At 58.5% G+C, this 24,598-nt stretch carries 23 protein-coding genes; 11 read left to right on the top strand and 12 right to left on the bottom strand.

Annotation, left to right across the window (positions count from 1 at the left end):
• Positions 1–99 precede the first annotated feature (99 nt).
• The 7 genes from HMPREF2710_RS03540 to HMPREF2710_RS03510 form a co-directional block, all read right to left on the bottom strand.
• Positions 100–741 carry a VanZ family protein gene (locus HMPREF2710_RS03540; RefSeq protein WP_070599535.1) on the bottom strand — a complete coding sequence of 214 codons (642 nt, stop codon included), beginning with the start codon at positions 739–741 and terminating at the stop codon, positions 100–102.
• A 225-nt stretch (positions 742–966) separates the two neighbouring features.
• Positions 967–1,419 (bottom strand): fluoride efflux transporter FluC, encoded by a 453-nt coding sequence (locus HMPREF2710_RS03535; protein WP_049350247.1) that lies wholly within the window; start codon positions 1,417–1,419, stop codon positions 967–969.
• Positions 1,419–1,823, bottom strand: coding sequence for a fluoride efflux transporter FluC (locus HMPREF2710_RS03530; RefSeq protein WP_239663351.1), 405 nt, complete (start codon positions 1,821–1,823; stop codon positions 1,419–1,421). The genes HMPREF2710_RS03535 and HMPREF2710_RS03530 overlap by 1 nt, the downstream gene beginning before the upstream one ends.
• Positions 1,824–1,947: 124 nt before the next feature.
• Positions 1,948–4,761 carry an MMPL family transporter gene (locus HMPREF2710_RS03525; RefSeq protein ID WP_070599533.1) on the bottom strand — a complete coding sequence of 938 codons (2,814 nt, stop codon included), beginning with the start codon at positions 4,759–4,761 and terminating at the stop codon, positions 1,948–1,950.
• Between the two features lie 190 nt (positions 4,762–4,951).
• Positions 4,952–5,653: a TetR/AcrR family transcriptional regulator gene (locus tag HMPREF2710_RS03520; RefSeq protein WP_012902663.1), complete on the bottom strand. Its 702-nt coding sequence runs from the start codon at positions 5,651–5,653 to the stop codon at positions 4,952–4,954.
• 264 nt (positions 5,654–5,917) lie between these two features.
• Positions 5,918–7,573, bottom strand: coding sequence for a sensor histidine kinase (locus HMPREF2710_RS03515; protein WP_239668354.1), 1,656 nt, complete (start codon positions 7,571–7,573; stop codon positions 5,918–5,920).
• A 93-nt stretch (positions 7,574–7,666) separates the two neighbouring features.
• Positions 7,667–8,410 carry a response regulator transcription factor gene (locus HMPREF2710_RS03510; protein WP_012902660.1) on the bottom strand — a complete coding sequence of 248 codons (744 nt, stop codon included), beginning with the start codon at positions 8,408–8,410 and terminating at the stop codon, positions 7,667–7,669.
• Positions 8,411–8,659: 249 nt separating this feature from the next.
• Between HMPREF2710_RS03510 and HMPREF2710_RS03505 the strand changes: the two genes are divergently transcribed.
• From HMPREF2710_RS03505 to HMPREF2710_RS03480, 6 genes are all read left to right on the top strand, one after another.
• Positions 8,660–9,529, top strand: a complete 870-nt coding sequence (locus HMPREF2710_RS03505; RefSeq protein ID WP_049360181.1) for a PRD domain-containing protein — start codon at positions 8,660–8,662, stop codon at positions 9,527–9,529.
• A gap of 688 nt (positions 9,530–10,217) precedes the next feature.
• Positions 10,218–11,198, top strand: coding sequence for a mannose/fructose/sorbose PTS transporter subunit IIA (locus HMPREF2710_RS03500; protein WP_049326832.1), 981 nt, complete (start codon positions 10,218–10,220; stop codon positions 11,196–11,198).
• Positions 11,195–12,061, top strand: coding sequence for a PTS mannose/fructose/sorbose transporter subunit IIC (locus tag HMPREF2710_RS03495; RefSeq protein ID WP_012902657.1), 867 nt, complete (start codon positions 11,195–11,197; stop codon positions 12,059–12,061). Before HMPREF2710_RS03500 ends, HMPREF2710_RS03495 begins: the two co-directional genes overlap by 4 nt.
• 11 nt (positions 12,062–12,072) lie before the next feature.
• A complete protein-coding gene (locus HMPREF2710_RS03490; protein ID WP_012902656.1) occupies positions 12,073–12,927 on the top strand; it encodes a PTS system mannose/fructose/sorbose family transporter subunit IID in 855 nt (284 codons plus the stop codon).
• A 172-nt stretch (positions 12,928–13,099) separates the two neighbouring features.
• On the top strand, positions 13,100–13,873 hold the full coding sequence (locus tag HMPREF2710_RS03485; protein ID WP_070507476.1) for an HAD-IIB family hydrolase: 774 nt from the start codon (positions 13,100–13,102) through the stop codon (positions 13,871–13,873).
• Between the two features lie 135 nt (positions 13,874–14,008).
• On the top strand, positions 14,009–14,533 hold the full coding sequence (locus HMPREF2710_RS03480; RefSeq protein WP_193388925.1) for a hypothetical protein: 525 nt from the start codon (positions 14,009–14,011) through the stop codon (positions 14,531–14,533).
• 182 nt (positions 14,534–14,715) lie between these two features.
• Here the strand turns inward: HMPREF2710_RS03480 and HMPREF2710_RS03475 are convergent, their stop codons facing one another.
• The 4 genes from HMPREF2710_RS03475 to HMPREF2710_RS03460 form a co-directional block, all read right to left on the bottom strand.
• Positions 14,716–15,063, bottom strand: a complete 348-nt coding sequence (locus tag HMPREF2710_RS03475; RefSeq protein WP_005507997.1) for a hypothetical protein — start codon at positions 15,061–15,063, stop codon at positions 14,716–14,718.
• 11 nt (positions 15,064–15,074) lie between these two features.
• Positions 15,075–15,587 (bottom strand): hypothetical protein, encoded by a 513-nt coding sequence (locus HMPREF2710_RS03470; protein ID WP_049352259.1) that lies wholly within the window; start codon positions 15,585–15,587, stop codon positions 15,075–15,077.
• 198 nt (positions 15,588–15,785) lie between these two features.
• Positions 15,786–17,528, bottom strand: coding sequence for a cation:proton antiporter (locus HMPREF2710_RS03465; RefSeq protein ID WP_070507478.1), 1,743 nt, complete (start codon positions 17,526–17,528; stop codon positions 15,786–15,788).
• Between the two features lie 249 nt (positions 17,529–17,777).
• On the bottom strand, positions 17,778–18,731 hold the full coding sequence (locus tag HMPREF2710_RS03460; protein ID WP_070599531.1) for a biotin synthase: 954 nt from the start codon (positions 18,729–18,731) through the stop codon (positions 17,778–17,780).
• Positions 18,732–19,022: 291 nt separating this feature from the next.
• Here HMPREF2710_RS03460 and HMPREF2710_RS03455 point away from each other — a divergent pair, with 291 nt between their 5' ends.
• The 5 genes from HMPREF2710_RS03455 to HMPREF2710_RS03435 all read left to right on the top strand — a co-directional run bounded on the left by HMPREF2710_RS03455 (position 19,023) and on the right by HMPREF2710_RS03435 (position 23,572).
• Positions 19,023–19,625, top strand: coding sequence for a TetR/AcrR family transcriptional regulator (locus HMPREF2710_RS03455; protein WP_070542296.1), 603 nt, complete (start codon positions 19,023–19,025; stop codon positions 19,623–19,625).
• Between the two features lie 257 nt (positions 19,626–19,882).
• Positions 19,883–21,280 (top strand): galactokinase, encoded by a 1,398-nt coding sequence (locus HMPREF2710_RS03450; RefSeq protein ID WP_049350256.1) that lies wholly within the window; start codon positions 19,883–19,885, stop codon positions 21,278–21,280.
• A 448-nt stretch (positions 21,281–21,728) separates the two neighbouring features.
• On the top strand, positions 21,729–21,893 hold the full coding sequence (locus HMPREF2710_RS03445; protein ID WP_005504128.1) for a hypothetical protein: 165 nt from the start codon (positions 21,729–21,731) through the stop codon (positions 21,891–21,893).
• A gap of 538 nt (positions 21,894–22,431) precedes the next feature.
• A complete protein-coding gene (locus HMPREF2710_RS03440; protein WP_049338656.1) occupies positions 22,432–22,752 on the top strand; it encodes a glutaredoxin domain-containing protein in 321 nt (106 codons plus the stop codon).
• 1 nt (position 22,753) lies between these two features.
• Positions 22,754–23,572 carry a shikimate 5-dehydrogenase gene (locus tag HMPREF2710_RS03435; RefSeq protein WP_005504124.1) on the top strand — a complete coding sequence of 273 codons (819 nt, stop codon included), beginning with the start codon at positions 22,754–22,756 and terminating at the stop codon, positions 23,570–23,572.
• A gap of 336 nt (positions 23,573–23,908) precedes the next feature.
• Here the strand turns inward: HMPREF2710_RS03435 and HMPREF2710_RS03430 are convergent.
• Positions 23,909–24,598: rhomboid family intramembrane serine protease (locus HMPREF2710_RS03430; protein ID WP_070599529.1), on the bottom strand; the 690-nt coding region annotated here is incomplete at its 5' end.

The raw sequence follows: 24,598 nt of genomic DNA, 5'->3' as shown, positions 1-24,598 counted from the left end.
GGTCGCTACGCAAGATGGGAAGGAGGCTAGGAGCAGACGTTTTCATAACATGAATTATATCAATCATGTTATGAAAACGTCTGCTAATTTGGAGGGGTACTAGGCCGCGGCGGTAGCCATTGCCAGAGCCCGATCATGCTTAGCCGCGCGGCGCTTCTGAATCGCACGCACCACCCAGATGCAGACCGCACCCAGGACCGCACCGGCAGTATTGTTCACAATGTCATCCACATCGAAAGTACGGTAGGTGAAGCCCGCCAGACCCCAGTTACCGGTCAGCTGACTCAACTCAATGAAGCTCGACAGTGCGAAGCCACTCAGCGCCGTGGCGCGCAGACCCCAGCGCAGGCAGCCCGCAGTAAAGAAGCCCAAGGGGATGAACATGGCGACATTGAAGAAGAGCTGCGCATACACGGTCGTTGCGAAGCGGCGCAGACCCATGCCGGCAGTCAGATCCCACGCCTGCTGCCAGCTCCAGCCCACATAGAAGCGCGGGTAGTAGAGCTCGGGGTTCGTGACGCTATTGGAAGAGCCAATCGGGGTCAGCGTCAGAGAAAGAATAGAAGCAAGGAACAGCGCAAAGGACGCAGTCAGCAAGTACTGGCGGATGCTGTGCGCTCGACCGGTCTTCTTGGCGCGCAGGCGCATACCAATGAAGCCAATGATGGAGAGTGCGACTGTGAGTGCCGCAATCTCGATGACGAAGGTGCCAATCATGTGTTTATTGAGCAGTTCCTGCATGCCGTGTGTTCCTTGGGTCGTGAGAGTGAGTTATATGAACCCCACCTGCATATATGCCTGTTCTAACATATATTCTTGGTGGTATATAGCGGGTTACAGTTCATGCCCGCCGCATATCGTTCACCACCAGTGTAAAAGACCGCTCTATGGCTCACCCTAGGCGAAACTGTGAAAAAGCTGTACATGCACCCAAACACCCCACGAGAACCACCGCAGCTGGTGCCGTCAGTACAGAACATCCGGCGGGAACACCGGCGCAATATACCGACCAAACAGCAGCACGAACAAGAACGCGCCCGCAATCGCAGCCACCATCGCACCAACCACCTGCACCAACCACAGCATCAGGAACTTCACCATCTTGCCCTCAGAACGGGCAGTCAGCGCCTCCACCATGGCAGTCGAAAATGTCGTAAAACCACCCAGCAGACCGGTCGTAATCACCGTGCACCAAAACGCCACCTGATCCGTAGCGTTATAGTGAACCCCCAGCGCGCGAGGATTAGACACCGGCATAATCAGCAGCCCGTATAAGAACGAACCCACCAGGTTAATAACAAACACCGGGCTAATAATCGACGACTCCGTACGCAGGCGAGGCGACATCGCCTTATCCAAGAAGAAACGGGTCATCGCACCCAAACCGCCGCACAGGAAAACCATCAGAGCAAAAAACATTAGCGGCCCTCCTCAACATCACGGGCGGGCACCAAGCGAGACGCCACAAAACGACCCGTCAGCATGCCCGCCGCGGCGGCAACCAAACCACCCACCAGCAGCACCGCCACAGCCAGCATCATGTACGTGTAGTTGATGGTGTACGGCAGAAAAATCGTCTGCGCCAAAACCGGCGCAATCGACGAATATGTCGTATAGCCACCCATCATGCCGGCACCAAAGAGCAGACGGAACGAATGAATCCGCTCCTCACCGTCACGGCGCGCGTAGGCGTTCCACACCATCGTTAGCAGGCCCAGCGTAAACGAACCCAGCAGGTTCGCCACCAGCACGCCACCGGGAGTGTACACGCGGCACAGCGCCCCCGTGCCGCCTCCCAAAAAGACAAGAAAAGGGGCAGGCACACGGTTCAGAACGCCTCCTATCCACTGTCGGATACTCGCGCGGTTCCTCATCGCCGTGCACCTGCCCTTTCGTCTCGTATTAGTCTTCAGAGTGCGCCGTAGCGCACAAACGCACACTAATACTTTACTCTGACCCGAGCTTGCTACCCGAGTCGGCGGCAGCAGACTCACGCTCGTGCTGAATCTTCTCGCTCATCTTCTCGCTCAGAGCGGCGCCCTCAACATCCATATTCGGAGTGAGGCGATCCAGCCACTTCGGCATCCACCACGCCTTATCGCCCAGCAGAGCCATAATCGCCGGGGTCAGCGTCATGCGCACAATGAACGCATCCACGAGCACACCGAACGCCAAACCAAAGCCCATCGGGCGGATCATCGTCGAATCAGCAAAGATGAAGCCGCCAAACACCGAAATCATGATGATCGCGGCAGCCACCACCACACGCACCGCATGGTTGTAGCCGCTCACAATGGCGGTCGCCGCATCCTTGCCGTGCACGTACGCTTCACGCATGCCGGTCACCAAGAACATCTGGTAATCCATCGCAAGACCGAAAAGAATACCGATGAGCAGGGTCGGCAAGAAGGACAACACCGGACCCGGATGGTCCACGCCAAAGAGGGAACTCATGAAGCCCAACTGGTAAATCGACACCACGGCACCGAAGCTCGCCAGCACCGAGAAGAGGAAGCCCACTGAGGCAACCAGCGGAACCATAATCGAACGAAACACCAGGATCAGCACCAGGAAGGACAGGCCCATCACCACGCCCAGGTACAGGGGCAGCTTCTGCGCGAGCACCTCGGAGACGTCAATATTGCCGCTGGTCTGACCCGCAATACCGAGAGACACCTCAGAGCCCTGAACCGGAACGGTCACGGCGCGCAGCTCGTGGACGAGCTCTTCAGTCTCCACGGAGCTTGCACTGTGGGCAGGAATCACCTGGAAAATCATCAGGGTACGGTCATCAGTCATACCGCCGGGAACCACAGCCTGCACGTTCGCGCCGCCGCGTTCCTTGACCGCAGAGGCGATATCAATCTGCGCCTGCTGAGCCTGCTCCTCGCTCATATTCGCGGGGGTGTGCGCGACCGCAACCAGCGGGGCACTCATACCCTCACCGAACTTGTCCTTGACCAGCGCATACGACTTGTACGCGGCGCTATCGGAGGGGTAGTTCGAGGCGTCCGGCAGACCCAGGCGCATCTGAGACATGGGGGCGGCAACCGCCAGCAGCGCCAGCGTACCCACCACCAGGGTCAGTAGCGGACGCGCCAGCACGAGGCGCAACCAACCGTTCGGCTTCTCGGTGCGTTCGGCATCCTGCACGCGGCGTTCCGCAATCTTCTGCGGGGTATCGATGGAAGCCCACAGCTTCTTAGACATAATCTTGGTACCCGCCAGGGACAGCACCGCCGGGGTGAGAGTCACCGCAATCAGGGCGGCAACAACCACGCAGAAAGCGGCGGCATTACCCATCACGCCCAGGAAGGGAATACCGGTCACGTTCAGCGCCACGAGCGCAATAATCACGGTGCTCGCCGCAAAAATCACGGCGTTACCGCTCGTGCCGTTCGCCAGGGCAATCGCCTGGACCTTCGGCATGCCGTCCAGCAGGTTCGTGCGGTAGCGGTTCAGAATGAACAGCGAATAGTCGATACCGACCGCCAGACCAAGCATCAGACCCAGGGTGTAGGCGGTAGAGCTCATCTGAACAACGGAGGACAGGGAGAGCGTACCGAGCACACCCACCACCACGCCCACCAGAGACATCAGAATCGGCAGGCCGGCAGCCACGAGGGTGCCGAGCATGACCATGAGCACGATGAAGGCGATAACCATACCCGCCACCTCACCGGTGTGCGAGCCACCACCAAGCGCGGATTCGCTCAGGTTCGCGTCGAACTGTACGGTCGCCCCGTGCAGGTTCGCCGACTCAATGTCGGACATGACCTTCTGCAATTCGGCGGACGGCACCTCGTAAATCTTCTTCTTAAACGAGACAGTCGCAATCGCCGTGGACTGATCCTCAGAGACCATACGGTAGCCGGAGGCGAAATCGTAGAGCTTCTGCTGGCGCTCCAACTGCTCACGCTGTGCCGGCAGCTCACTCTCGGTCTTCTGCAGCTGGTTGCGCTGCTCGTCCAGCTTCTTCTGACCTTCAGCCAGCTCGTCCTTCTTCGAGGCGATTTCTGCGCGACCCGCATCAACCTGCTTCTGGCTCTCGGTCAGGGTATCGCGCTGCTGATTGAGCACGTTCTGTTGCTCGGTCAGCTGCGCCTGCTGGGCATTGAGCTGCTCCATCATGGCGGCGGGTGAGCCTGCCGCCTCCGCCTGGGCGTAGCCGTCCTTCAGCTGTGCCTGCGCGTCGTCCAACTGCTTCTGCGCGGAGGCGAGCTGCTTTCGACCTGCACTAATCTGTGCCTGTGAGTCGTCGAGCTTCTTCTCGTTGTCGGCAATCTGCTTCATGCCGTCCTCAAGCTGCGAGGCGGCGGCATTCAGCTGCTTTTTGCCGTCCTCCATCTGGGAGGGGGCGGCGTCAATCTTAGCGTGCGCCTCGTCGAGCTGAGTTTTTGCTTCTGCAAGCTTGGAGGTGGTGGTGAACGGGTCGGTGACCGCATCCACGGAGGGCACCTCGCTGGGCAGTGCGCTCAGTGCGGCGGAGAATGCCTGCTTCTGCTCTTCGGTGAGGGCGGTGCCGTCACCGGTGGTGAGAATGATCTGGCCGGAGCCGCGGTTGGCGCTGGGGAAGCGCTGTGCGAGCTCGTCGGAGAGCTGCTGGGTCTGCGTTCCGGGCATGGTGAAGGTGTTACTGAGCTTGCCGTGGAACGCGGTGTAGGCACCCGCTACACCGGCGACGATGAGTACCCAGGTGAGGATGACAGCCCATGCGCGGCGGGCGGCGGCTTCACCGATGCGGTAGAGCCATGTAGCCATGATTCAGTCCTTTGAAGTTGAGTGAGTGAAGAGTTTGGTGCGTTGGGTGCGTGTGAATACGGTGGTTGCCCTGTTTTGCCACCCGCATACTGAGGTGACGCCCCTGTTTTTGGGCAAAAAACACCCCGCCCCGGGCACCTGCAGATGAGGTGCCCGAAGCGAGAGTGTTTGAGCGTTAACGCTATGGGGCTTAGCTTGCGAATTCGCCCTGGACCAGACGATCCAGGTAGTCGAGTGCTTCGAGTACGCACTGGCGCATTGCTTCAATGGCGAGTGCTTCGGGGTGGGTGCCTTCGGGGGCTTCCGCTGCGACCTTGACCGTCATTTCTTCGGCGCGGGTGAGGTAGTAGTAGACGCCTTCACCGATGGTTTCGGCGAGGTTGGAGGCGAAGACTGCCACGCGCAGGTAGGGCAGGTCGGGGTACGCCTCGAGGTACTGCTCAAGGAAGATGTCGTAGGTGCGCTCGAGGATGACGTGCGAATATTCTTCGAACTTCGCGGGGCTGTCCATTTCGAGGGCGTAGAGCAGGTGTGCGAAGGGTGCGATGTACTCTTCGAGGGTGTTGCTCATGAAGACCTTGCGGGCAATGGAGAGCATTTCGGCTTCCATGCTTGCGTTTTCACCGGAGATGGTGAAGTCGCATTCTTCGAAGATGCGGTTGAAGTACTGGTTCATGCGGGTGACCAGCACGTCGTCTACGGAGGCGAAGTGGTTGAAGATGGTGCGGCGGGAGACGCCTGCGCGTTCCGCGAGTGCTTCTGCGTTGAGGGCGCCGTAGCCGCCCTCGAGGATGAGGGATTCTGCTGCCTCAACGATTGCGATGCGGTTCTCTGCCTTGCGGGCGGAACGCTTGTCCGTGATGTTTGCGGGGGATTCAACAAGATTAGCCATGCTTTTTACAATACGCGCAATGTTTCACCGGGAGTAACTATTTGGGGGTTAGATTCACCACATATTTGCACTCAAGGCAATAAACTTGAAGTGCAGATTTAATCTTTACTCAACAAGCAATTTAGTGTTTTAGCACGTCAGGGCGCTATAACACCCCAAAAACGCGCACCAAGGGGCGGGGTATGCACAACACACCCCACCCCCTCGAGCACTCACCCGGCTACCCGCTCAGCGAGCCGCTCAGCAAGCCACCGAGCAGGCGCATTAGGCGCGCGCCGCCTCCAAAGGCAGACGCACCGTAAAGACCGTATGCCCAGGCTGACTCTGCACCTGAATCGAACCGCCGTGCGCCTGCACAATCGCCTGCACAATTGCCAGTCCCAGGCCGGTGGTGCCATCCGAACCGGAACGCGCCTTATCGGCACGGGTGAAGCGGTCAAAAATCTTCGGCAAGAAGTCCGGGGCAATACCCGGACCGTTATCGGTCACGGTCACCACAGCTTCACGGCGTGCAGTATCCACGGCCAGGCCAGCGGTCACTCGAGTACCCTCGTCCGTGTGCTTGCGGGCATTCGAGAGCAGGTTCAAGATCACGCGCTGAATCTGGGAGCGGTCGGCAACAACCTCAACCGGCTCGTCAGGCAGGTTCAGGTGCCATTCGTGGGTGCGCGCTGCCGCCTGCATATCGGAGGTGCATTCAAGCACCAGCTCGGTCAGATCAACCTGCTCCAGCTTGGGTTCGCGGCCCTCGTCCAGGCGAGCAAGGGTCAGAAGGTCCTCCACGAGGCGTGACATACGTTCGGTCTGCGAATCGATACGCGCCAGGGAGGACTGGCCGGATTCACTGAGCGGCTCGGTCCAGCGGAGCATGTCGGAGTACCCCTTAATGGCGGCAAGGGGCGTGCGTAGCTCGTGGGAGGCGTCCGCAATAAAGGCGCGAATCTGATGTTCGGTGCGTTCGCGCACCTCGAGGGCTGAGTTCACGTTATCGAGCAGCTGATTGAGGGCGTATCCTACGGCACCCACTTCGGTGCGCGGGTCGGAATCTCGCGGCTCCACTCGCACCGCCGAGGAGATGGTGTGCTCTTCCAGATCCAGGTGCGCCACATCGGTTGCCACCGCGGAGACTCGCTCCAGGGGCTTCATGGTGCCGCGAATAATGTAGGAGCCCGCCACGCCGGCACCAACCATGACGGCAATAGAGCCAAGGGACACCACAATCACGAAGATGGTGAGGGTCTGCTGCACGTTGGCGAGTGGAATACCAACCACCTGGGCGTCGGCGCTGCTATTAGCCTTCGGGGTGATTTTGATGAGGTACAGGCCGGATTCCAGTTTGACCTCTCGGACTTCTTCTTTGGTGGCGTTCAGTGCCATGGTTCCGAGGGTTACCTGGTCATTGGCGGAGAGGGTTTGTACGGTGCCGTCCTTGGCGAGCTTGCTGGCAATTTCTACGGCACCTTCGGACTCGACACAGGTAATGATGGTTCCGGACGCCTGACCGGGCGCAAAGAGAGAGCTGCTCTTCTGCAGGTCGCTGCAGTCCACTTCTTCTCGCTTGCCGTCTCGGGAGGTCGGTTGCACTACGCGGTGGCTGGTTTCTTTGAGGTCGCTTTGCGCCTGCTGGTAGAGGGAGTTCTGCAGGGTCACGTAGGTGGACAGGCCAATAATGAGGCAGGCGATGCCGAGGGCTGCCACGAGGATGGCGATAAGGCGCGAACGCAGGTGGGGTACGTACCCGAGTTCTTCGGGGGATGCCTCGGGGTTCCTCATGCTCTTCCAGGCGGCGCGTAGGCGCACGAAGAAGTTCCCCGGCGAGGGCGCGGCGCCGTCTCGTGCGGGGGTACCTGCACGCAGGGGGCGGGTTGCTTCGTTATCCGGGGAGGCGGGTTCACCTGGTGAGTAGGAGCCCACGAGCATCCTTTCTTTCTATATTCGAAATACGGAATATAACTGATATGGCGCGGTATAACCGGGTGTTATACCGCGCCATATGAAGAGCAGAGAATAAACTTAGACGGCGGGACGCAGCACGTAACCGGCACCGCGCACGGTGTGAATCATCGGTTCGCGACCCACATCAATCTTCTTACGCAGGTACGAGATGTACAGCTCCACAATATTTGCCTGACCACCAAAATCGTAGTTCCAGACGTTATCAAGAATCTGGCTCTTGGAGACCACGCGCTTCGCGTTCTCCATGAGGTAGCGCAGCAGGTCGAACTGGGTTGCAGTGAGGTTAATCTGCTCGCCACCGCGGGTCACCTCGCGGGTGTCCTGGTTCAGCACCAGGTCGCCAACGACCAGCTCAGCATCATCAATGGAGGCAACACCGGAGCGCTGCACCAGGCGGTGCAAACGGATCATGACCTCTTCCATGGAGAAGGGCTTAGTCACGTAGTCGTCCGCACCGGCGGCAAGGCCTTCAATACGGTTATCAACCGAATCCTTAGCGGTCAGAAAGAGGCAGGGAACCTCGGGGTAGAACTTGCGGATACGGGAGAGCAACTCCAGGCCGTCGAAGCCGGGCATCATAATATCCAGCACAAGCACGTCGGGGCGCCAATCGCGCGCAATCGCGAGCGCGGAGGGGCCGTCGCCTGCGGACTGCACCTCCCAGCCGATCATTTTCAGACCCATGCTGACGAGTTCTTTGAGCATCTCCTCATCATCAACAACGAGGGCGCGGATGGGGCTACCGTCCGGATGCTCTAGTGTGGGAAGGTTCTTTGCGATTTCGGTTGCTTTGCTGCTCATGTGATTAAGGGTATCGCGATTTAGGGTTCGCGGTGAGGCGGGAGCCGGTTTTCAGCCGCAAACTTATGGAATGCTTGCCCGCGTCACAGCTGGGGCACAGCTTTACCCCGCATTTGCGCGTCAACCCTTCATGACAGCTTCAAACTTTCGGTAGAATTTGTACTAGCTTAGGTAACGCTCAATCACCTTTGCGTATCTTTTGAATTTGCCGTTTCTGTTCCGGCGACCAACACCCGCAAAGGAGGACACATGCGCATTAGCCGTATCTATAACAATAATGTTGTCCTCACTGTGGATCATTTGGGCAAGGAGTCCGTGATGATTGGTCGCGGCATTGCCTTTGGTAAGCGTAAGGGTCAGCTGATTGACCCGTCTGCGGTGGAGCAGACGTTTGTGCCGGAGCAGGGCATGTCGGGTGAGCGTTTGAGTATGACTCTGTCTGAGATTCCGGCGGAGATTCTGTCGATTGCCACGCTTTTGGAGTCGAAGGTGCGCGCCGAGGGTGCGCTGGAGCTGTCGAACTCGTTTATTCTTCCGCTGGCTGATCACCTGCACTATGCGGTGGTTCGTGCGCGTGACGGGGTGCGGGTGCAGTATCCGCTCGCCCCGGAGGTGACTGTTCTCTACCCACGCGAGGTGGAGTACGGCCGCGCAGTGTTGGCGATGGTTCGCGAGCGCCTGCAGGTTGAGCTGGACCCAAACGAGGCTATCCCCCTCGCGTTGCACCTGGTCAATGCACAATTTGCGACGGCAGACATGTCTCAGGCATTCCGCATGACTGAGGTTTTCGCGCAGGTTTTTGAAATTATTGAGGCAAGCTACGAGCGCAAGCTCGACCCGGATTCCATGAGTGCGGCACGTTTTGTGACGCACCTGCGGTACCTGTTTGTGCGGGCGAGCCGCGCCTCCGCAAATCGTGCGGAGGATGTTGATGAGGTGTCGCAGCCGAGTTTGTTGGCTGCTCTTCGTGCGGATGCACCGCGCGCCTACGCGTGTGCACAGAAGGTTTTGTTGGTGCTGCAGATGCAGTTGAAGCAGACCCTGACTCGTGATGAGTTGACGTATTTGACGATTCATATTGCGCGCCTGGCGCGGGATATGTGGGGCATTAACGCCTAGCGTTGGTGCTTCCAAAAAATGCAGGGGCGAAAGCGGTTGGAGGGTACTCCGGCCGCTTTTCTGTATCCGCCGCTTTTCTGTATCCAGGTTTGGGGGCGCGCCGGGCGGAACGTGGCCGTTAAAGGTGGGTTGCTATTTATATATACAACCTGTCACTAAATTGTCGTTTTCCTGGGTTTTCCTTCGCGCGTTAGCGCGTCGATTTAAATTTTGAAATGACGGTTTATAGCGGCGTATTCCAGAAATACCATTCTGTGGACAGACCGCAGGAAAATGTGGGTTTTTTATTAATCCCACATCTTTTGATTCGCACACTCATTTTTTGCTCGGTATTTTCTTTGTAAATCATTTTCTCGCACTCGTGCGCTCCACATATTCCACGTCAAACACCTCGCCAGTCCATCAGCAAGACGCCAATACTCCCGAATTTTCGCGAGAGTAACGCTAACCCCTTCGCGCAGACAAGCATTTTTCGGTGTTCTGTTTAAATTTTTTACACCCTGGCAATAAATACGTGTTTTGACATCAAAAACCCATATTCCAACACTTGAAAAAATGTCACAAGAACCTAAAGTGTGCATGCTCAGAAAAAACCCACAAAACACAAAAACAACGTGTTACTATCTGAGAATTATGAGGCTCCTCACGGGGCCACTACACACCATGTCACGAACACGAGAGGACCACTATGGTCACTATCATTGTGGCGGCACACGGCGAGTCGGCTCCGGCTCTGCTGAAGACCGCCGGCATGATCCTCGGTAACTTCGAAAACGTCCACCCGGTCACGTTCCTGCCGGGTCAGGGCCCCGAAGATCTCGTCGAAGAGTACACCCGCATCGTTGAGGCGTCTGAAGCAGAAGAAACCCTGCTGCTGGTCGATCTCTTCGGCGGTAGCCCCTACAACGCCGGTGCGCAGTTCGCAGCCACCCGCGAGGGCGTCGACGTCGTCTCCGGTGTCAACGTACCGATGCTTATTGAGGTCATCTCCGGCGCAGGCCGTAAGAACGCAACCCTCAAGTCCCTGGTCGCTAAGGCGCACAAGGCTGGCACTAAGGGTATTCGCTCCTTCCAGGAGGCGAACCAGCCCGCGGCCGCCAAGCCCGCCGAGGCGAAGCCCGCAGAGACCAAGGCGGTCGAGGTTCCGGCTGCTCAGCAGGTTCCCGGCGGCACCATGGACGCTATCTTCACCCGCATCGACTCCCGTCTGATTCACGGTCAGGTGGCAGGCACCTGGGTTCCGCATATCGCACCGCAGACCTTCATCGCGGCATCCGATAATGCGGCACACGATCAGCTGCGCAAGTCCCTGCTGCTGCAGGTCGCGCCGACCAGCGTGAAGACCAACGTCCTGGACATCGCTAAGGCTGGCCGCGTGTACAACAACCCCAAGTACACCGGCATGAAGACCATGTTCGTCGTGGAATCCCCCGTTGACGTGGTGCGACTGCTCGACGAAGGCGTCAAGATCAACGAAGTGAACGTTGGTGGCGTCACCTTCAAGACCGGCATGGTTCAGCTTTCGGACGCAGTGTACGCCTCCGAGGAACACCTGGAAGCCTACCGCGAACTCATTAAGCGCGGTGTGAAGCTGACGGTGCAGCAGCTGCCCAACCACTCCCCGGTTGATTTGGAAAAGATCCTCAAGCAGAAAGGCCTGGACGCATGAGCGCCCTGACGTTTATTCTCGTTGTTCTCGTGGCGTTCATTGCGGGCGTCGCATCCGTGGTGGACGAGCGTCAGTTCCACCGCCCCCTGGTCGCTTGCACCCTGATGGGTTTTGCGCTGGGTGACCCGACTACCGGCATTATGCTCGGTGGCGCACTGGAGCTCATCGCCCTGGGCTGGATGAACGTCGGTGCGGCGATGGCTCCCGACTCAGCTCTGGCGTCCACCATCTCCGCTGTTGTTGTGATTCAGGGTCACCAGGACATCACCACCGGTATTGCTATTGCTGTGCCGCTGGCGGCAGCAGGTCAGGTTCTGACCATTTTCGTTCGTACCATTACGGTGTTCTTCCAGCATCAGGCGGATAATTTCGCAAAGACGGCTAACTTCCGCGGTATTGAGTTGATGCACATTAGCGGTATGGCTCTGCAGGGTCTGCGCGTGGCTATCCCGACCGCTATTGTGGCGCTGATTAGCTCCGACGAGCTGACCCGCCTGCTGGGCATGATTCCGGAACAGGTGACCATCGGTCTGCGTATTGCCGGTGGCATGATTACCGTGGTCGGTTTCGCAATGGTCATCAACATGATGCGTTCGAAGGCCCTCATGCCCTTCTTCTTCCTCGGCTTCATCGCCGCCGCCGCTATCCCGGCAACCCAGTCGATTGTGCCGCTACCGGGCGGAAGCTCAAAGGACGTCCTCGTGGCACTGTCCACCCCGGCACAGTTCAACCTGGTTGCTATCGGCCTGGTCGGCGCCTGCCTGGGCCTGCTGTACACGCAGCTGAACCCGCTCTTCCATAAGAGTGAGGCACCCGCCGTAGCACCGGCCGCCGCCAATGACCTCGACAACGAGCTCGAATAAGGAGCATCACCATGACTGAAAACAAGAACGTCGAGCTCGTTGAAGTTCCCGAGCTCACCCAGCGCGATAAGGTCGACACCTACATCCGCTCCACCTTCCTGCTCGGTTCGTTCAACTTCGAACGCATGCAGTCCATCGGTTTCGCGGTTTCCATGATTCCGGCCATTAAGCGCTTCTACACCAAGAAAGAAGACCAGGCGGAGGCGCTGACCCGCCACCTGGAGTTCTTCAACACCCAGCCGTGGGTTGCATCCTCGATTATGGGCGTGACCGCTGCGATGGAGCGTGAGAAGGCAGCCGGTAAGGACATTGACGAAGCCGCCATCACCAACGTTAAGGTGGGCCTGATGGGCCCACTGGCCGGCGTGGGCGACCCGATTTTCTGGGGTACCGCACGTATCGTGCTGGCGGCTCTGGGCGCATCCCTGGCGGTGACCGGCAATATTCTGGGCCCGCTGCTGTTCTTCTTCGGCATGACCGCAATTCGTTGGGCAACCCGCTGGTACGGCTTCAAGTACGGCTACGAGAAGGGCACCCAGATTGTGACCGAGGCGGGCGGCAACACCCTGCAGAAGATTACTCAGGGCGCCTCCGTGATGGGCCTGTTCGTGATGGGTGCTCTGGTGTACCGCTGGACGAGCGTGAACATTCCGTTGCCACTGACTAGCTACACAAACCAGGCGGGCGAGACGGTAAATGTGACCGTCCAGTCCGTGCTGAACGATCTGCTGCCGGGCCTGGCCTCGCTGGGTCTGTGCTTCCTGTGCATGTGGCTTCTGAAGAAGAAGATTAACGCCATCTGGTTGATTTTCGCCCTCTTTGGCGTGGGCATCCTCGGTTCCTACCTGGGATTCCTGGCTCTCTAAAAATATGAGGAATGAGCCCTTTCACCCTTCAGTGAAGGCGTGAGATTCAGGGGCTATATCTCAAGTGGTGGGGGTGCGGTCGGTACACTTAAAAGTACCGGCGGCACCCCCGTTTTTTATGGGTTGCGGCGCACAATTCGCGGCAATGCAGCCCTCCCGCGAAGGAGTTTCTATGACCAAATTGATGGCTTTCGATCTTGACGGCACGATCCTGTTTAACCGTGCCGTGGAGCCTGCCACTGAGCAGGCGATTGCCCGCTGGCAGGCGGAGGGTAACCTGGCGGTCTCGTGCACGGGCAAGAGCATTTTTGCCACGCAACTGGCGTTGAACCCGACCGCCATCCGTTTTGATTACCACGTGCTGTACACGGGTGCGGTGATTACTGACCGGCAGTACCGGGTGATTTACCATCAGCCTCTTCCGGTGAGTGTTGTGCAAGCGTGCTACGAGCATTTCAGCACCGTGGACGGCGTGGCTCTGTTCGCGACGACTCTGGATAACGATTACAGCCTCTGCGACCGGGTGGGCTCCTCGACGAATATCCTGCCGGAGTTCACTCCCCTGCCGGCTGACGACCTGCAGAACCACGAGTACGTGGGTGTGCCCCTGTGGATTCCGGATGCTCAGATTCGCGAGGCGGCGTACACCTGGATTCTGGAGCGTTTTGGTGATTCGGTGGACTGCCACAAGAACCAGGATTTCCTGGATATTGTGCCGCCCGCCTGCACAAAGGGCACCGGTCTGCAGCATCTGGTGGAGTACCTGCAGTCGGAGCATCCGGGTAGCTCCTATGAGGTGCATACGATTGGAGATTCGTGGAACGATATCGACATGCACCGCTACGCTGACCGTTCGGCGTCGTTCTGCTACTCCCCCGATGAGGTTAAGGCTGTCACCACCGATTGTGTGGATAAGGCGTACGAGTTTATTGAGGCTTCCCTGTAGAAGCTGCCGAGGTGGCGTTTAGGTGCGGCGAGCGCTAATCCTGCCACCCGCTTCCGCGTACTCGCCGTCTACTCCCCCGTTTCACGTGAAACACCCGCTTTCCCGTTACTCCCCGTGTACCCCCGTGAGGTTTCTATGTGCCCTTCCGCTTCTCAGCCCCGTAAGAACCAGCCCGGCAAGGATCAGTTTCCCAAGAGCCAGTCCCAGAAGAGCCAGCAACCGGAGCCTGCCCAGTCTTACGACCCGTCCAGCTTCTCTGACACCTTCCGCGCTATGGCGCGTGAATCACTCGTGAAGAACCAGAAGAACCGCCCGGACTCCCCCATCGTCTCGATTTCCCCGGTGCTGATTGTTTTGGGCGCCATTGCGGCGGCACTGTACGGGCTGTGGCAGAGCTGGGCGTGCCTCATTCCGCTGGTGCTGATTCTGGTGCTCATGTGGGTGCGGTACACGATGCAGCGTCAGGCTCTCAACGATTTCGCCGAGCTGGAGGCGGCACGCACCGCATGGAAGAAGACCCGCGACCGCCAGTACCTGAAGCTGATGGCGGCGCAGTCGGCGCGTATCCTGGATGAGAATAAGGCGCTGACCAAGCAGGCTCGCGCGCACGTGCAAGAGTACGCGGATTTCGCGGCACAGAAGCTGGGTACTCAGCGCTAAAGACCCCACTGCGCTCGCTCACCCCTCCTCCAAAAACAAAAGTATTCGACGAGCGTTAGTCGAGGTGAGCATTCAGGCGCAACAAAAGACCGTAACCACTCCCCTGTACGGGGGCGGTTACGGTCTTTTATTCACGTCAGATACCCTCTGCGGGGGTCTTTTACGTCTTAGGGGGTTACACCCTAGTTGGTCTTCTGCGCGGGTGCTTCAACGGGCTCTTCTGCGGCTTCCTCGACGGACTCCGCAGATCCTTCGTCTGCGCTGTCAGTAGCCGGAGCCTCGTCCAATCGCTGCACCACAGCGGGGCGGTCATCAAAGCCGCGGCGGGTGCCTCGGGCAGCCTTCGCCTCCATGGTGTACAGCTGCTCGCGATTCGTCAGCACCACCAGGGTCATGGCGTTCAGGCAGACACCCACAATGCACAGAATCCAGCCGATCAGCATGAACCGACCACCGGAAAGCACCGCGCCGGAAAGCATCAGGGCAACAGAAACCAGGTACGCCGGGGAAAGCAAAAACTTCGTATTCACTACCGACCTACCTAGCGTGCGTTGGAGCGGGGCTTGGGGGTACGACCCGAACGGGGACGCGAGGGCAGAACGCTCATACGGCCGGGGGCACGATCAACAATCGGCTGAGATTCGGTGGGCTCTTCCTCGCGGACCTCTGCAGTTTCAGCGGGCGCGGTCGCCTCAACGGTCTCAGCTGCCTCAGCGGGAGCTACTTCCTGATCAACCTGCGCCGCAGCATCGTGCTCAACTGCCTCATGCTCAGCGGCTTCTCGTTCTTCGCGGCGGTGCTCTGCGCGCTCGCGGATACGGTTCTCCACGGAGGATTCGAAACCGTCCAGGTTGGTCACCAGTGCGGGGGTCGGGTCACCCTTCGCCTTACCCACGGACAGCACAAAGGCGAGGACGTTCAGGCCCAACGCAAGGATGAGAAGGATCCAGCCGAGCCACAGGAGCCAGGGGTTGGAGGTTCCAATCAAGAGCGCGCCGCAAAAAATTACGCCGAGGGAGGTCAGGTACGCAGGCGAGAGAGTCTTGAAGTCCATGTCTACTTTCAATGTGTTCGTGAGTTTGAGAGAGCTAACGTACGTTCACTACGTTTCCTGTCTCATTTTAGGTGATAGTTGAGGCTTAATCTGCTTCTGCCCCTGTCTATCGCCTGTGAGCTAAAGACCAGATGGCTTATCTCGGTGGCGTAGGCAGGGGCAGAAACGTCACGTTCATGCGCGCAGTGCAGGTACCGGCTAGGACGTGGGGGTTACCTCGTTGGTGACCAGGGGCGAGGCGGGCGCGTTTTCCACCACGGGGATTGCGCGGGTGCTCAGGGTGCCCTGGTGCTTCTTCCAGAGGTTGTAGCGTTCCATGGCGACCGCGCCGGCGGTCATGGCAGGAAGAATGAACATGCCGGAGGAGCGGATGCTTTCTGCCTGCGCCAGGATGTCCAGCTTACGCACCACGCGGGTCACGTCGTGGGAGTCGTAGCGGTCCTGAGCAGAAATAACCTCGTTCTGCGCGGCGACGAGGGCGGCATCGCGCAGGCGCACGAAGTCGTTCCTCTTGTCCTTAAGCTTCTCCATGTGCTGCTTGTATTCTTCGGGCAGTGCCTCGCTGATTTCGTCTCGGCGGGTAATGGCGGAGCACATTTCCTTCACGCGAGCGTAGGTTTCCGGGTCGGTGGTTGCCTTCGCTTCAGCCTGCAGCGCCTCGAGGGCTGCGACCTGCGCAATCTTGAGCAGCTCGGGTACGGCGGTTTCTTCTTCATGGTTAGCCTGCACGCCAAGGACCTTCACGAGCAGGGGCAGGGTCAGGCCGGGCAGCACGAGGGTGAAGAAGAGTACGGAGAGCATCATGACGATGGCGTCCTGGCGTACCTGTTCGGTGCCGTTGACCACGGGGATGGACAGGGCAAGAATCAGGGTCACGAGGCCTCGCATGCCGGACCAGGTCATAACGATAACTTCAGCAAAGCTTTCGGGTGCACCCTCGTGGATGGGGTTCTTGCGTCCTGCCAGCCAGACGATGGTGAACCAGATGAGGCGCACCAGGATGGCGACCAGTGCGACCAGGGCACCGTCAGCGAAGAGGCTTGCGATACGGGAGGGGTCGGCGGTGGCGATGATACTACTTGCCTGCAGGCCGATGAGGCCGAAAGCGACACCGGTCATGAGCAGCTCAATAATCTGCCAGAAGGAGGTGGAGGAGAGGCGTTCTTCCGCTTCGAGTGCCGCCATGTATTTGGTGCTGGTGAACTGGATAGCGCCGATGACCACGGCAATAACGCCGGAGGCGTGCACGCTTTCAGCAGCGAGGTAGGCGCCGAAGGGGATCACGAGGGTCACGGCGTTGCTGGTGACCACGTCGTGGGCGCGCTGGCGAACGTAGCCGCCGAGCCATCCGAAGATGTAACCAATAATGACCGCGAGGATCGAGCCGAGCACGAAGTCCTTGGCGACCGAGAGCGGCTCGATGTGGTGGCCGCTGGTCATGGAGTGGATTGCGGCGTGGAAGAGAATGATTGCGATAGCGTCGTTGAAGCTACCTTCGGTCTGCAGGGTGCCGATGAGGCGGCGGGGAATGCCGACGGGCTCAGCGACTGCTTCCACGGCGACGGGGTCGGGCGGGGAGACGGCGGCACCGACGGCAAGGGCGACGGCGATGGTCATGCCGGGGACCCACCACATGGCTGCGCTGGCAATTGCCAGGGCGGAGACGGTGGTGAGAAGGACCGAGTAGAGCAGTACGGATCTCCAGCGGCGGCGCAGGGTGCCCCAGGAGAATTTAACGCCGATGGCCCACAGTAGCGGCGGAAGGAAGATTGGCAGGATGATGTCGCTGTCGATAGTAAGATCCGGTCGGTTGGGGATGAAGAGCGCGGCGGTGCCGAGCAGTGTCATCATGACCGGCCAGGGGAGGTTGAGTCGATCACCGACGCTGACCATGAACACGGTCGCAATCAGGATGATGACAATAACGGAGAGGTAAAACATTGGTCCGGTGTTGTTCCTTTCGCGCGGCTAGGGTTAGTCGGCTACGTCTTTCTACTCTACCGGAGGGGCTCATTCCGCTTTTCGGATATGGGGGTTCTGCAGCGTTTATTGTGGCGTTGTTTACCTCTAAGCCTAATGCTTTATGTGGAATATAGAGTTTTCCCCTGAATATCCTCACTTTTCAGTAGGTTATTCAGGGGAAAATTCTATATTTGGAATATATTGCTTGGGGTAGTTACCTCTAGCGGATTACTTAGAGCCGCATCCACCAGCACCGCAGCCGCAACCGCCAGCGGGAGCTTCCTCCTCCACGACCGGTTCGGGCTCGTCGTGGCCGCCGCAGCAGCCTCCCTTTTCTTCGATCGGTTCGTCGTGGCCGCCGCAGCAACCGCCGCCACCGTGGGAGTGGCCGTGAGACTCAGCCGGAGCTTCAGCGGAGGAACCGCATCCACCCGAGCCACAGCCACAACCACCGGCGGAAGGTGCCGACTCATCGTGGCTACCGCAGCCACCCGAGCCACAGCCACAGCCGCCACCGTCAACCGAGCCACAGGCAGAGCCGCGTGCATCGCGGTGACCCATGAGGTCCACACCCAGGTCGGAGAGGTAACGCAGGTAACCTGCGAGGGCGTCACGTCCACCGGTGCCGGAGATAACGATGCCGCCGTGGCGCAGTGCCTTGAGCACCTCGTTAACCATCGGCCACTGCTCAATGTCGTCGGTAATGGTGATAGCGCTGACCACGTGCATTGCGAGGGAGGTCAGCGAGCGCAGAGACTGTTCGTAGCCTTCGGACAGGTGAATAACCTTGGCAGGCGCCGCCAGGCGCAGGATGGACAGCACGCGCATCAGCATCATGGGTACTGCATTTTCGGGTAGCAGTACGGTCACGCCGATTGCGGAGGACTCTGCAATACGTTCGATGGTTGCCGCGAGTTCTTCGGAGTCGATATCGCGGGAGATGTCCAGAACTTCGTAGGAGTCCACGGCGATGGAGCGGGTGCCCAGCGCATCGGCGAGCGCTTCATCTTCGGTGTGGATCGCAATCATGTTGCGGAATTCGTTGCGGCGCACGACGGAGGCTGCCTCGATGAGGGCGAAGTCCTGTCCTTCACCGTCCACGAGGAGGGTGTGGATTTCTTCGCGGTTGAGGCCTTCGCCTGCGGTGGCGCGCTCGATTAGTTCAGAAAATGCATTGCTCATACCGAATATTAAACACCTGATTTCGGGGCGTGTGCCCGCGAGGTTTACCTGTCTTGGCGGTTTTGGGCGGTTTAAGACGTGATTTTATGCCGAGAGCGTGGGCGGCTACCTATTCTGTGTGTGCTGAAGCGTTTTTGGTGGCAAAAGTGCTCGTGAAACGCGAACCGTTCGCTCCGGGTGAGTGAGAATCAACATTGCTTTTTGGGTTTGTACCGCGTATTTGTGGGGTTTTTGTTTGCCACGGGGTGCATCTTGCTCCCGCAACAGATTTGAACACCCTAAAATGAAAGGGTGGTACTTTCCCGTGAAAAGATTCTAAATACCGCCTACGAGGTCTTGGCGACCTACGGTTTGGCGGACCTTTCCATGCGCCGACTTGCTCAGGAGCTTCACGTGGCTCCCGGCGCTCTGTACTACCACGTGAAGAATAAGCAGCAGCTTCTGATTCTGTTGGCGGATTACATTCTGGCTCGTGCCCCGAAGTCGATGTCGGAGGAGGCTGAGCCGAATCCGGAGGCTATTCGCGCTTCGATGATTCGCCGCGGTGATCTTCTGTTCTCTCTGCTGTACCCGATTCGTGAGTGCCCTGAGGTGGTGCGTTTGAGCTTGGCTCTGCACCCGCGTGAGTTGAAGCCGGTGGTGGCGATGGCTCATGAGTTCCAGGCGCTTGGTTTGGGTCATGCGGAGGCGCTACGTCGTGCTCGTTTGTTGACTCATATTGCGTTGAGCCTGGTGGAGGAGTATCAGACTCTGCCGCTGATTTCTCCGCAGGAGGCTGTGGCGAGCGGCGATGTTCCTCTGATTGAGAATGCGTTTAACCGTTACCGTCAGGATCTGCTTTCTGCGATTGATTCGATGATGGTGGTGCAGGAGCCTTATACGCAGGATGCGTAAGTCGCCTGTTCCTCTTTTGGTTTATTAGTTGTGTATGGTGCCCCGTGCCCCCTTGTGGGGGTGCGGGGCTTTTGCGTGCGTTGGTGCTGGCTGCTCTGCTGCGCGCTGATACCGGTGCGGTTTGGTGGCTGAGTCGATGTTTGCTGGTTTTCTGTTTTAGTCTAGAGGTGACACGTGCTCGCATCCGGGGTGTATCGGGTGCGGGTGGGGTGTTGTTTATGTCTTAGTGCCCTGTTGGGCTTTATCAGAGGTGTTCCATGTCGATGACCGCTACCGCCCAGTGGGCGGCTCTTCCGGACCATAGCGCGGAGATTGCGCGTGTGCGTGAGGAGTTTATTACTGCGTATGGTTATGAGCCGGATGGTGTGTGGTCTGCGCCTGGGCGTCTGAATCTTTTGGGCGAGTACATTGATTTTTTGGGTGGCTCGTGCCTGCCGATGCCGTTGCCGTACCGCACCTATGTGGCGGGTGCGTTGCGTCGTGATGGCGTGTTGCGCGCGGCTTCTTTGCAGATGCCCGGCGATGAGCGCACGGTCGTGATTCGCGATATTCAACCGGGTCATTTGAAGGGCTGGTTCACCTATGTGGCGGGTGTTGCGTGGGCGATGAATCAGGAGGGTGGCAGGGATATTATGCTGCCCGATGAGTTTGGTGCTGACCTGCTGATTAATTCTCGTGTTCCGGTGGGTGGCGGTTTGTCATCTTCGGCGGCTTTGGAGTGTTCGACGGCGTTGGCGTTGTTGGAGCTCTCGTGTCCGGTGCGTGATGAGTGCCCGGAAGCGGATGCTACCCCGGCTGATAGTGATGCGTTGCGTGCGCGTCTGGCTCAGGTGTGTATTACGGCTGAGAATAAGATGGCTGGCGCGCATACGGGTGGCCTGGATCAGACGGCGTCATTGCGTTCGTATCCGGAGCAGGCTCTGGTGGTTGATTTCCGTGATTTTTCGATCGAGCCGGTTGCGGTGGATATTGCTCAGCATGGCCTGAGTTTTTTGGTGATTGATACGAACACTCCGCATGAGCTGACGGATGGCGGTTTTGCGGCTCGTCGTGCGGCGTCTGAGGCGTGCGCTGATGCTTTGGGTCTGCGTTTTTTGCGTGATGCCCTACCGGAGGATTTGTCGTGTGCGGGTATGGATGCGCGTGCTGCGAAGGCGTGGCGTGCGGATTTGGTGGATTCTTCGGTGAATCGTGCCCTGGATGCGCTGGAGGACGCGGGTCGTCCGTGTTCGTTCCCGCGTGGTTGGGTGCGTCATGCGTTCCACGATATGACTCTGGTGGGTCGTGCGAGCTATTTGCTGCAGCACGCTGATGAGCTTGGTTTCGCGGCATTTGAGGAGGCTGGCCGCATTTTCACGGAGTCGTTTGTGTCGATGCGTGATGAGTTACGTGTTTCTCGCCCGGAGATTGATGATGCGGTGCAGGTGTGCCTGGATCGGGGCGCGTTGGGTGCCCGTATTGTGGGTGGAGGTTTCGGTGGCGCGGTGATGGCGTTGATTCCGACCTCTCAGCTGGAAGCTGCCGCGGATGCGGTGGCGACTGCGTATGCTGTGCGCGGCTATGCGGCGCCTCGTTTTTTGCCGATGGTTGCTGGTTTTGCGGCGTCTCATGATTGGGCTGCGGGCGCTGATCCTACGGATATTCCGGTGTTGTAGGGTTGGGCGCTGAGGTTTGCCAGCTGAGGTCTGTCATAAATCGGCGGGGTGTCATAGGGGCGTTTTTTCAGGGTTTGAACAATATTCATAGCTGGAAGTTTCCTGCGAGTTTCTGCAATTTTCCTCCGGTTATCCCCTGCAATAACGCGCTGATAAGCCATAATTTTTTGGTCGTTGGTCAAAAGTGGCGCCACGTTTTCTGAGGGTGGTTTTTCTTGCCTTCGCGGGTATGTACACTTATCGACGGACGCAATCCGTGAGCTGTAAAGTTTCGATGCGCATAGTCCGGCATATGGATAGCATCTACACTGGGTTCGACCGTCACATACAAGCCCAGCTTGCAGGTTTCGTCCACCAAAGCATCACACTCCAGTTTTCTGCCCGCCCCGGGCAGGTACCTCACCAAGAGTGAGGCTTTAGAGCGCGAAAGCGCAGAAAGGAGGCCCCCGTGGGCTTCGATATCAAGGGCACCGTTGAGCAGGGCCTCGACAAGGCTCAGGAAGTCATCAACGAAAAGGCTGGCAAGGAGGTCGTCACTGACGAGCACGTTGCCAAGGTTGAAGAGGTCGTGACCGAGAACGTCTCCAAGCTGACCGAGAAGTTCGGCAAGTAAGGCGACAGCCTCCTTTGGATTGGCGCCCTGCCTCGCCTCCTCATGGGGTAGGGCGCCATTTCCCTGGGTTTGCATTACAGGCTTTCACTCAACATCTCTCTCAAATAATGGGGCGTTCTGCCCCGCCTGGGTTCTTTCATTCACCGACTCACTCGGCATATTGCTCAGCTTCGGTTACCGCCTGGTAGCCTGTTTTCACTCTTCTTTTACTCTTACTCAGCACAAGTACTCGCGTTTTCTCGCGAACTGTATACGCCCCGCATCATTGGTCCGGCAACCTTGGTGTGGGGCGTATGCCGTTAATGCGCGGGGGAAGGCATCTGGGGCGGGGCACAGGCTTCTGGAGAGCAGGGTGAAGGCTTCTGCGGGAGTGCTGCACGGGCTGCCGGGGTGCGGCACGGGCGTTCGCCCTATGAGGACCTCTCCCCTGCCCCTGTAACCTCAGGCTATGCTTGATATGTCAACTTATTGAGCTGCGCCCTCAGGTAGGTTTCAGTGCCTCCTGAAGACCGCGGAGCACCCCGTCTATGGAGGAACTATGTTTGAACGTCAGCAGTCCGATCAGCAGAAGGCACGCGAGGTCATGAAGGATGGTGGCGTCGTCATTTATTGGCGCCCCGGCTGCCCCTACTGCGAGGCTCTGGATTCTAAGCTGGGCGAGCTGGGCGACCACGCTACCTGGGTGAACATTTGGGAGGATCCGCAGGCTGAGGCGCATGTGAAGTCCCTCAACGACGGCAACGCGACCGTCCCCACCGTGGATACCGGCGACACCCACTTTGTGGTCGCTGACTTGGTGAGCCGCAACAAGGTGAAGAAGCTGATTGAGAACACCCTCAACTCTAGCGGCGAGGCTTAAGATGGCTCGCCCGGCACTGAACCGCGATACGACGGTCTGCATTTCCCTGTCTGGTCGCCCGTCGAATCACGGTATTAAGTTCCACAATTACCTGTACGAGAAGCACGGTCTGGATTACCTGTACAAGGCGATGACCACCACCGATATTGAGGGTGCTATCGCCGGCGTGCGTGCTCTAGGTATTCGTGGCTGCTCGGTGTCTATGCCGTTTAAGCAGGCTGTTATCCCGCTGATGGACGATATGGACCACTCGGCTGCGGTTATTGGTGCGGTGAACACGATTGTGAACACTGACGGCTTCTTGAAGGCGTACAACACGGATGTGATTGCGGTGGCTTCCCTGCTGCGTTCGCATAATGTGGATCCGTCTCTGCCGTTCCTGCTGCGCGGTTCGGGCGGTATGGCTGCGGCTGTGGCTGGCGCGTTCTTTGATGCGGGCTTCTCGCAGGGCATGATTATTGCCCGTAACGAGGAGACCGGTCGCGCGCTGGCTGAGCGTTACGAGTACGCCTGGGCGCCGGAGGTGGGCAACCTGCGAGCGCCGATTCTGGTGAACGTGACCCCGATTGGCATGGCTGGCGGTGAGGAGAGCGAGGAGCTGTCCTACCCGCAGGAGGCTATTGCTGAGGCGCAGGTGGTCTTTGACGTGGTGGCGATGCCTGTTGAGACTCCGCTGGTTCGTGCGGCTCGCGCGGCGGGTAAGGAAGTTATTCACGGCGGTGAGGTGATTGCTCTGCAGGCCGCTGAGCAGTTCCGCCTGTACACCGGTGTGGAGCTCACCCCCGAGGAGGTTGAGGAGGCGGAGGCTCAGGCGAACTAGGTTCGCACCCGCTGCTTCTTTGCCCCGTAAGGGGCTCGATACGTGAAAGTGCCCGGAAGGTTGATCCTTCCGGGCACTTTTTGTTGGTGCGTAGCACCGGAATTTTTTGTAATTACACACACCCTGGTATTTAAGGTTTTCCACATCTGTGGAGAAATCTGGGGAAAACTCTTACACCCGTGTAATTCACTCTGTGTAATTCGGTCATTCTAGCCTGTATCCACAGGTTTTTAACATGTACTCACACTCGTGGAATTACACGAATGTAGTTATACACAATGTGGAAAACTGCTGTGGATAACCCGACTCCGAGGCGGATTTCCGCGGGTTTCAGGCTCAATAGCGGCCCTTGAACCGCCGCTGCAGGCCCTGTTGCGGCGGCTCCGAAGATTCAGATGACTCGGGCTTCTTCACGAACGGAATAATCAGCAGGGTCGCGAGCGCGCCACTGACAAGACCGCCAAAGTGTCCCGCGTGGGAAATATTCGGGTGGAAGAGGCTCTGCACAACATCAATACCCATGAGCAGAATAAAGAGGCGTGCGGTGTCCTTCTGCTTCCGAAGAAGCAGAAGGACGAAGAACGCGCCGTAGAGACCGTACACACCGCCTGACGCACCCACGGCACCCCGGTAGTAGGAGAAGAGGTACACGCTGCAGCCGGCACCCACGGTAGCCGCCATATATACGAAGAGGAACTTCCACCGCCCCATCATGCGCTCGAGGGACACACCGAAGATGAAGAGGTAAATCATGTTCCACACCAGGTGCATCGGATCAGTTTGCGAGTGCACAAACCCGTGCGTGATGAGGCGGTAGTACTCGCCGTGGTGAACACGGGGACCAGACATCATGCCGAGGTTGTGCACCCAACGGAATGGAATAATCTGTTGCAGACCGTACACCACGACGTTAATCAGAATGAGCGTGTACGTAATATGCCAGTGACGGGCGATGAAGGAACGCTTCGGGCTCGAGGCGCCTCCATTGAGGTCACGGTAGCAGTCGGGGCAGACCATGCCCACATC

Source organism: Rothia sp. HMSC069D01, from assembly GCF_001810135.1.
In the GTDB taxonomy this organism is placed as follows: Bacteria; Actinomycetota; Actinomycetes; order Actinomycetales; family Micrococcaceae; genus Rothia.
This window is presented reverse-complemented; position numbering and strand designations above follow the sequence as displayed.

Coding starts and splice junctions, on each gene's coding strand:
- HMPREF2710_RS03540 (WP_070599535.1), bottom strand. CDS start 741: ATGCAGGAACTGCTCAATAAACACATGATTGGCACCTTCGTCATCGAG.
- HMPREF2710_RS03535 (WP_049350247.1), bottom strand. CDS start 1,419: ATGTTTTTTGCTCTGATGGTTTTCCTGTGCGGCGGTTTGGGTGCGATG.
- HMPREF2710_RS03525 (WP_070599533.1), bottom strand. CDS start 4,761: ATGGCTACATGGCTCTACCGCATCGGTGAAGCCGCCGCCCGCCGCGCA.
- HMPREF2710_RS03520 (WP_012902663.1), bottom strand. CDS start 5,653: ATGGCTAATCTTGTTGAATCCCCCGCAAACATCACGGACAAGCGTTCC.
- HMPREF2710_RS03515 (WP_239668354.1), bottom strand. CDS start 7,573: ATGCTCGTGGGCTCCTACTCACCAGGTGAACCCGCCTCCCCGGATAAC.
- HMPREF2710_RS03510 (WP_012902660.1), bottom strand. CDS start 8,410: ATGAGCAGCAAAGCAACCGAAATCGCAAAGAACCTTCCCACACTAGAG.
- HMPREF2710_RS03505 (WP_049360181.1), top strand. CDS start 8,660: ATGCGCATTAGCCGTATCTATAACAATAATGTTGTCCTCACTGTGGAT.
- HMPREF2710_RS03500 (WP_049326832.1), top strand. CDS start 10,218: ATGGTCACTATCATTGTGGCGGCACACGGCGAGTCGGCTCCGGCTCTG.
- HMPREF2710_RS03495 (WP_012902657.1), top strand. CDS start 11,195: ATGAGCGCCCTGACGTTTATTCTCGTTGTTCTCGTGGCGTTCATTGCG.
- HMPREF2710_RS03490 (WP_012902656.1), top strand. CDS start 12,073: ATGACTGAAAACAAGAACGTCGAGCTCGTTGAAGTTCCCGAGCTCACC.
- HMPREF2710_RS03485 (WP_070507476.1), top strand. CDS start 13,100: ATGACCAAATTGATGGCTTTCGATCTTGACGGCACGATCCTGTTTAAC.
- HMPREF2710_RS03480 (WP_193388925.1), top strand. CDS start 14,009: ATGTGCCCTTCCGCTTCTCAGCCCCGTAAGAACCAGCCCGGCAAGGAT.
- HMPREF2710_RS03470 (WP_049352259.1), bottom strand. CDS start 15,587: ATGGACTTCAAGACTCTCTCGCCTGCGTACCTGACCTCCCTCGGCGTA.
- HMPREF2710_RS03465 (WP_070507478.1), bottom strand. CDS start 17,528: ATGTTTTACCTCTCCGTTATTGTCATCATCCTGATTGCGACCGTGTTC.
- HMPREF2710_RS03460 (WP_070599531.1), bottom strand. CDS start 18,731: ATGAGCAATGCATTTTCTGAACTAATCGAGCGCGCCACCGCAGGCGAA.
- HMPREF2710_RS03450 (WP_049350256.1), top strand. CDS start 19,883: ATGTCGATGACCGCTACCGCCCAGTGGGCGGCTCTTCCGGACCATAGC.
- HMPREF2710_RS03440 (WP_049338656.1), top strand. CDS start 22,432: ATGTTTGAACGTCAGCAGTCCGATCAGCAGAAGGCACGCGAGGTCATG.
- HMPREF2710_RS03435 (WP_005504124.1), top strand. CDS start 22,754: ATGGCTCGCCCGGCACTGAACCGCGATACGACGGTCTGCATTTCCCTG.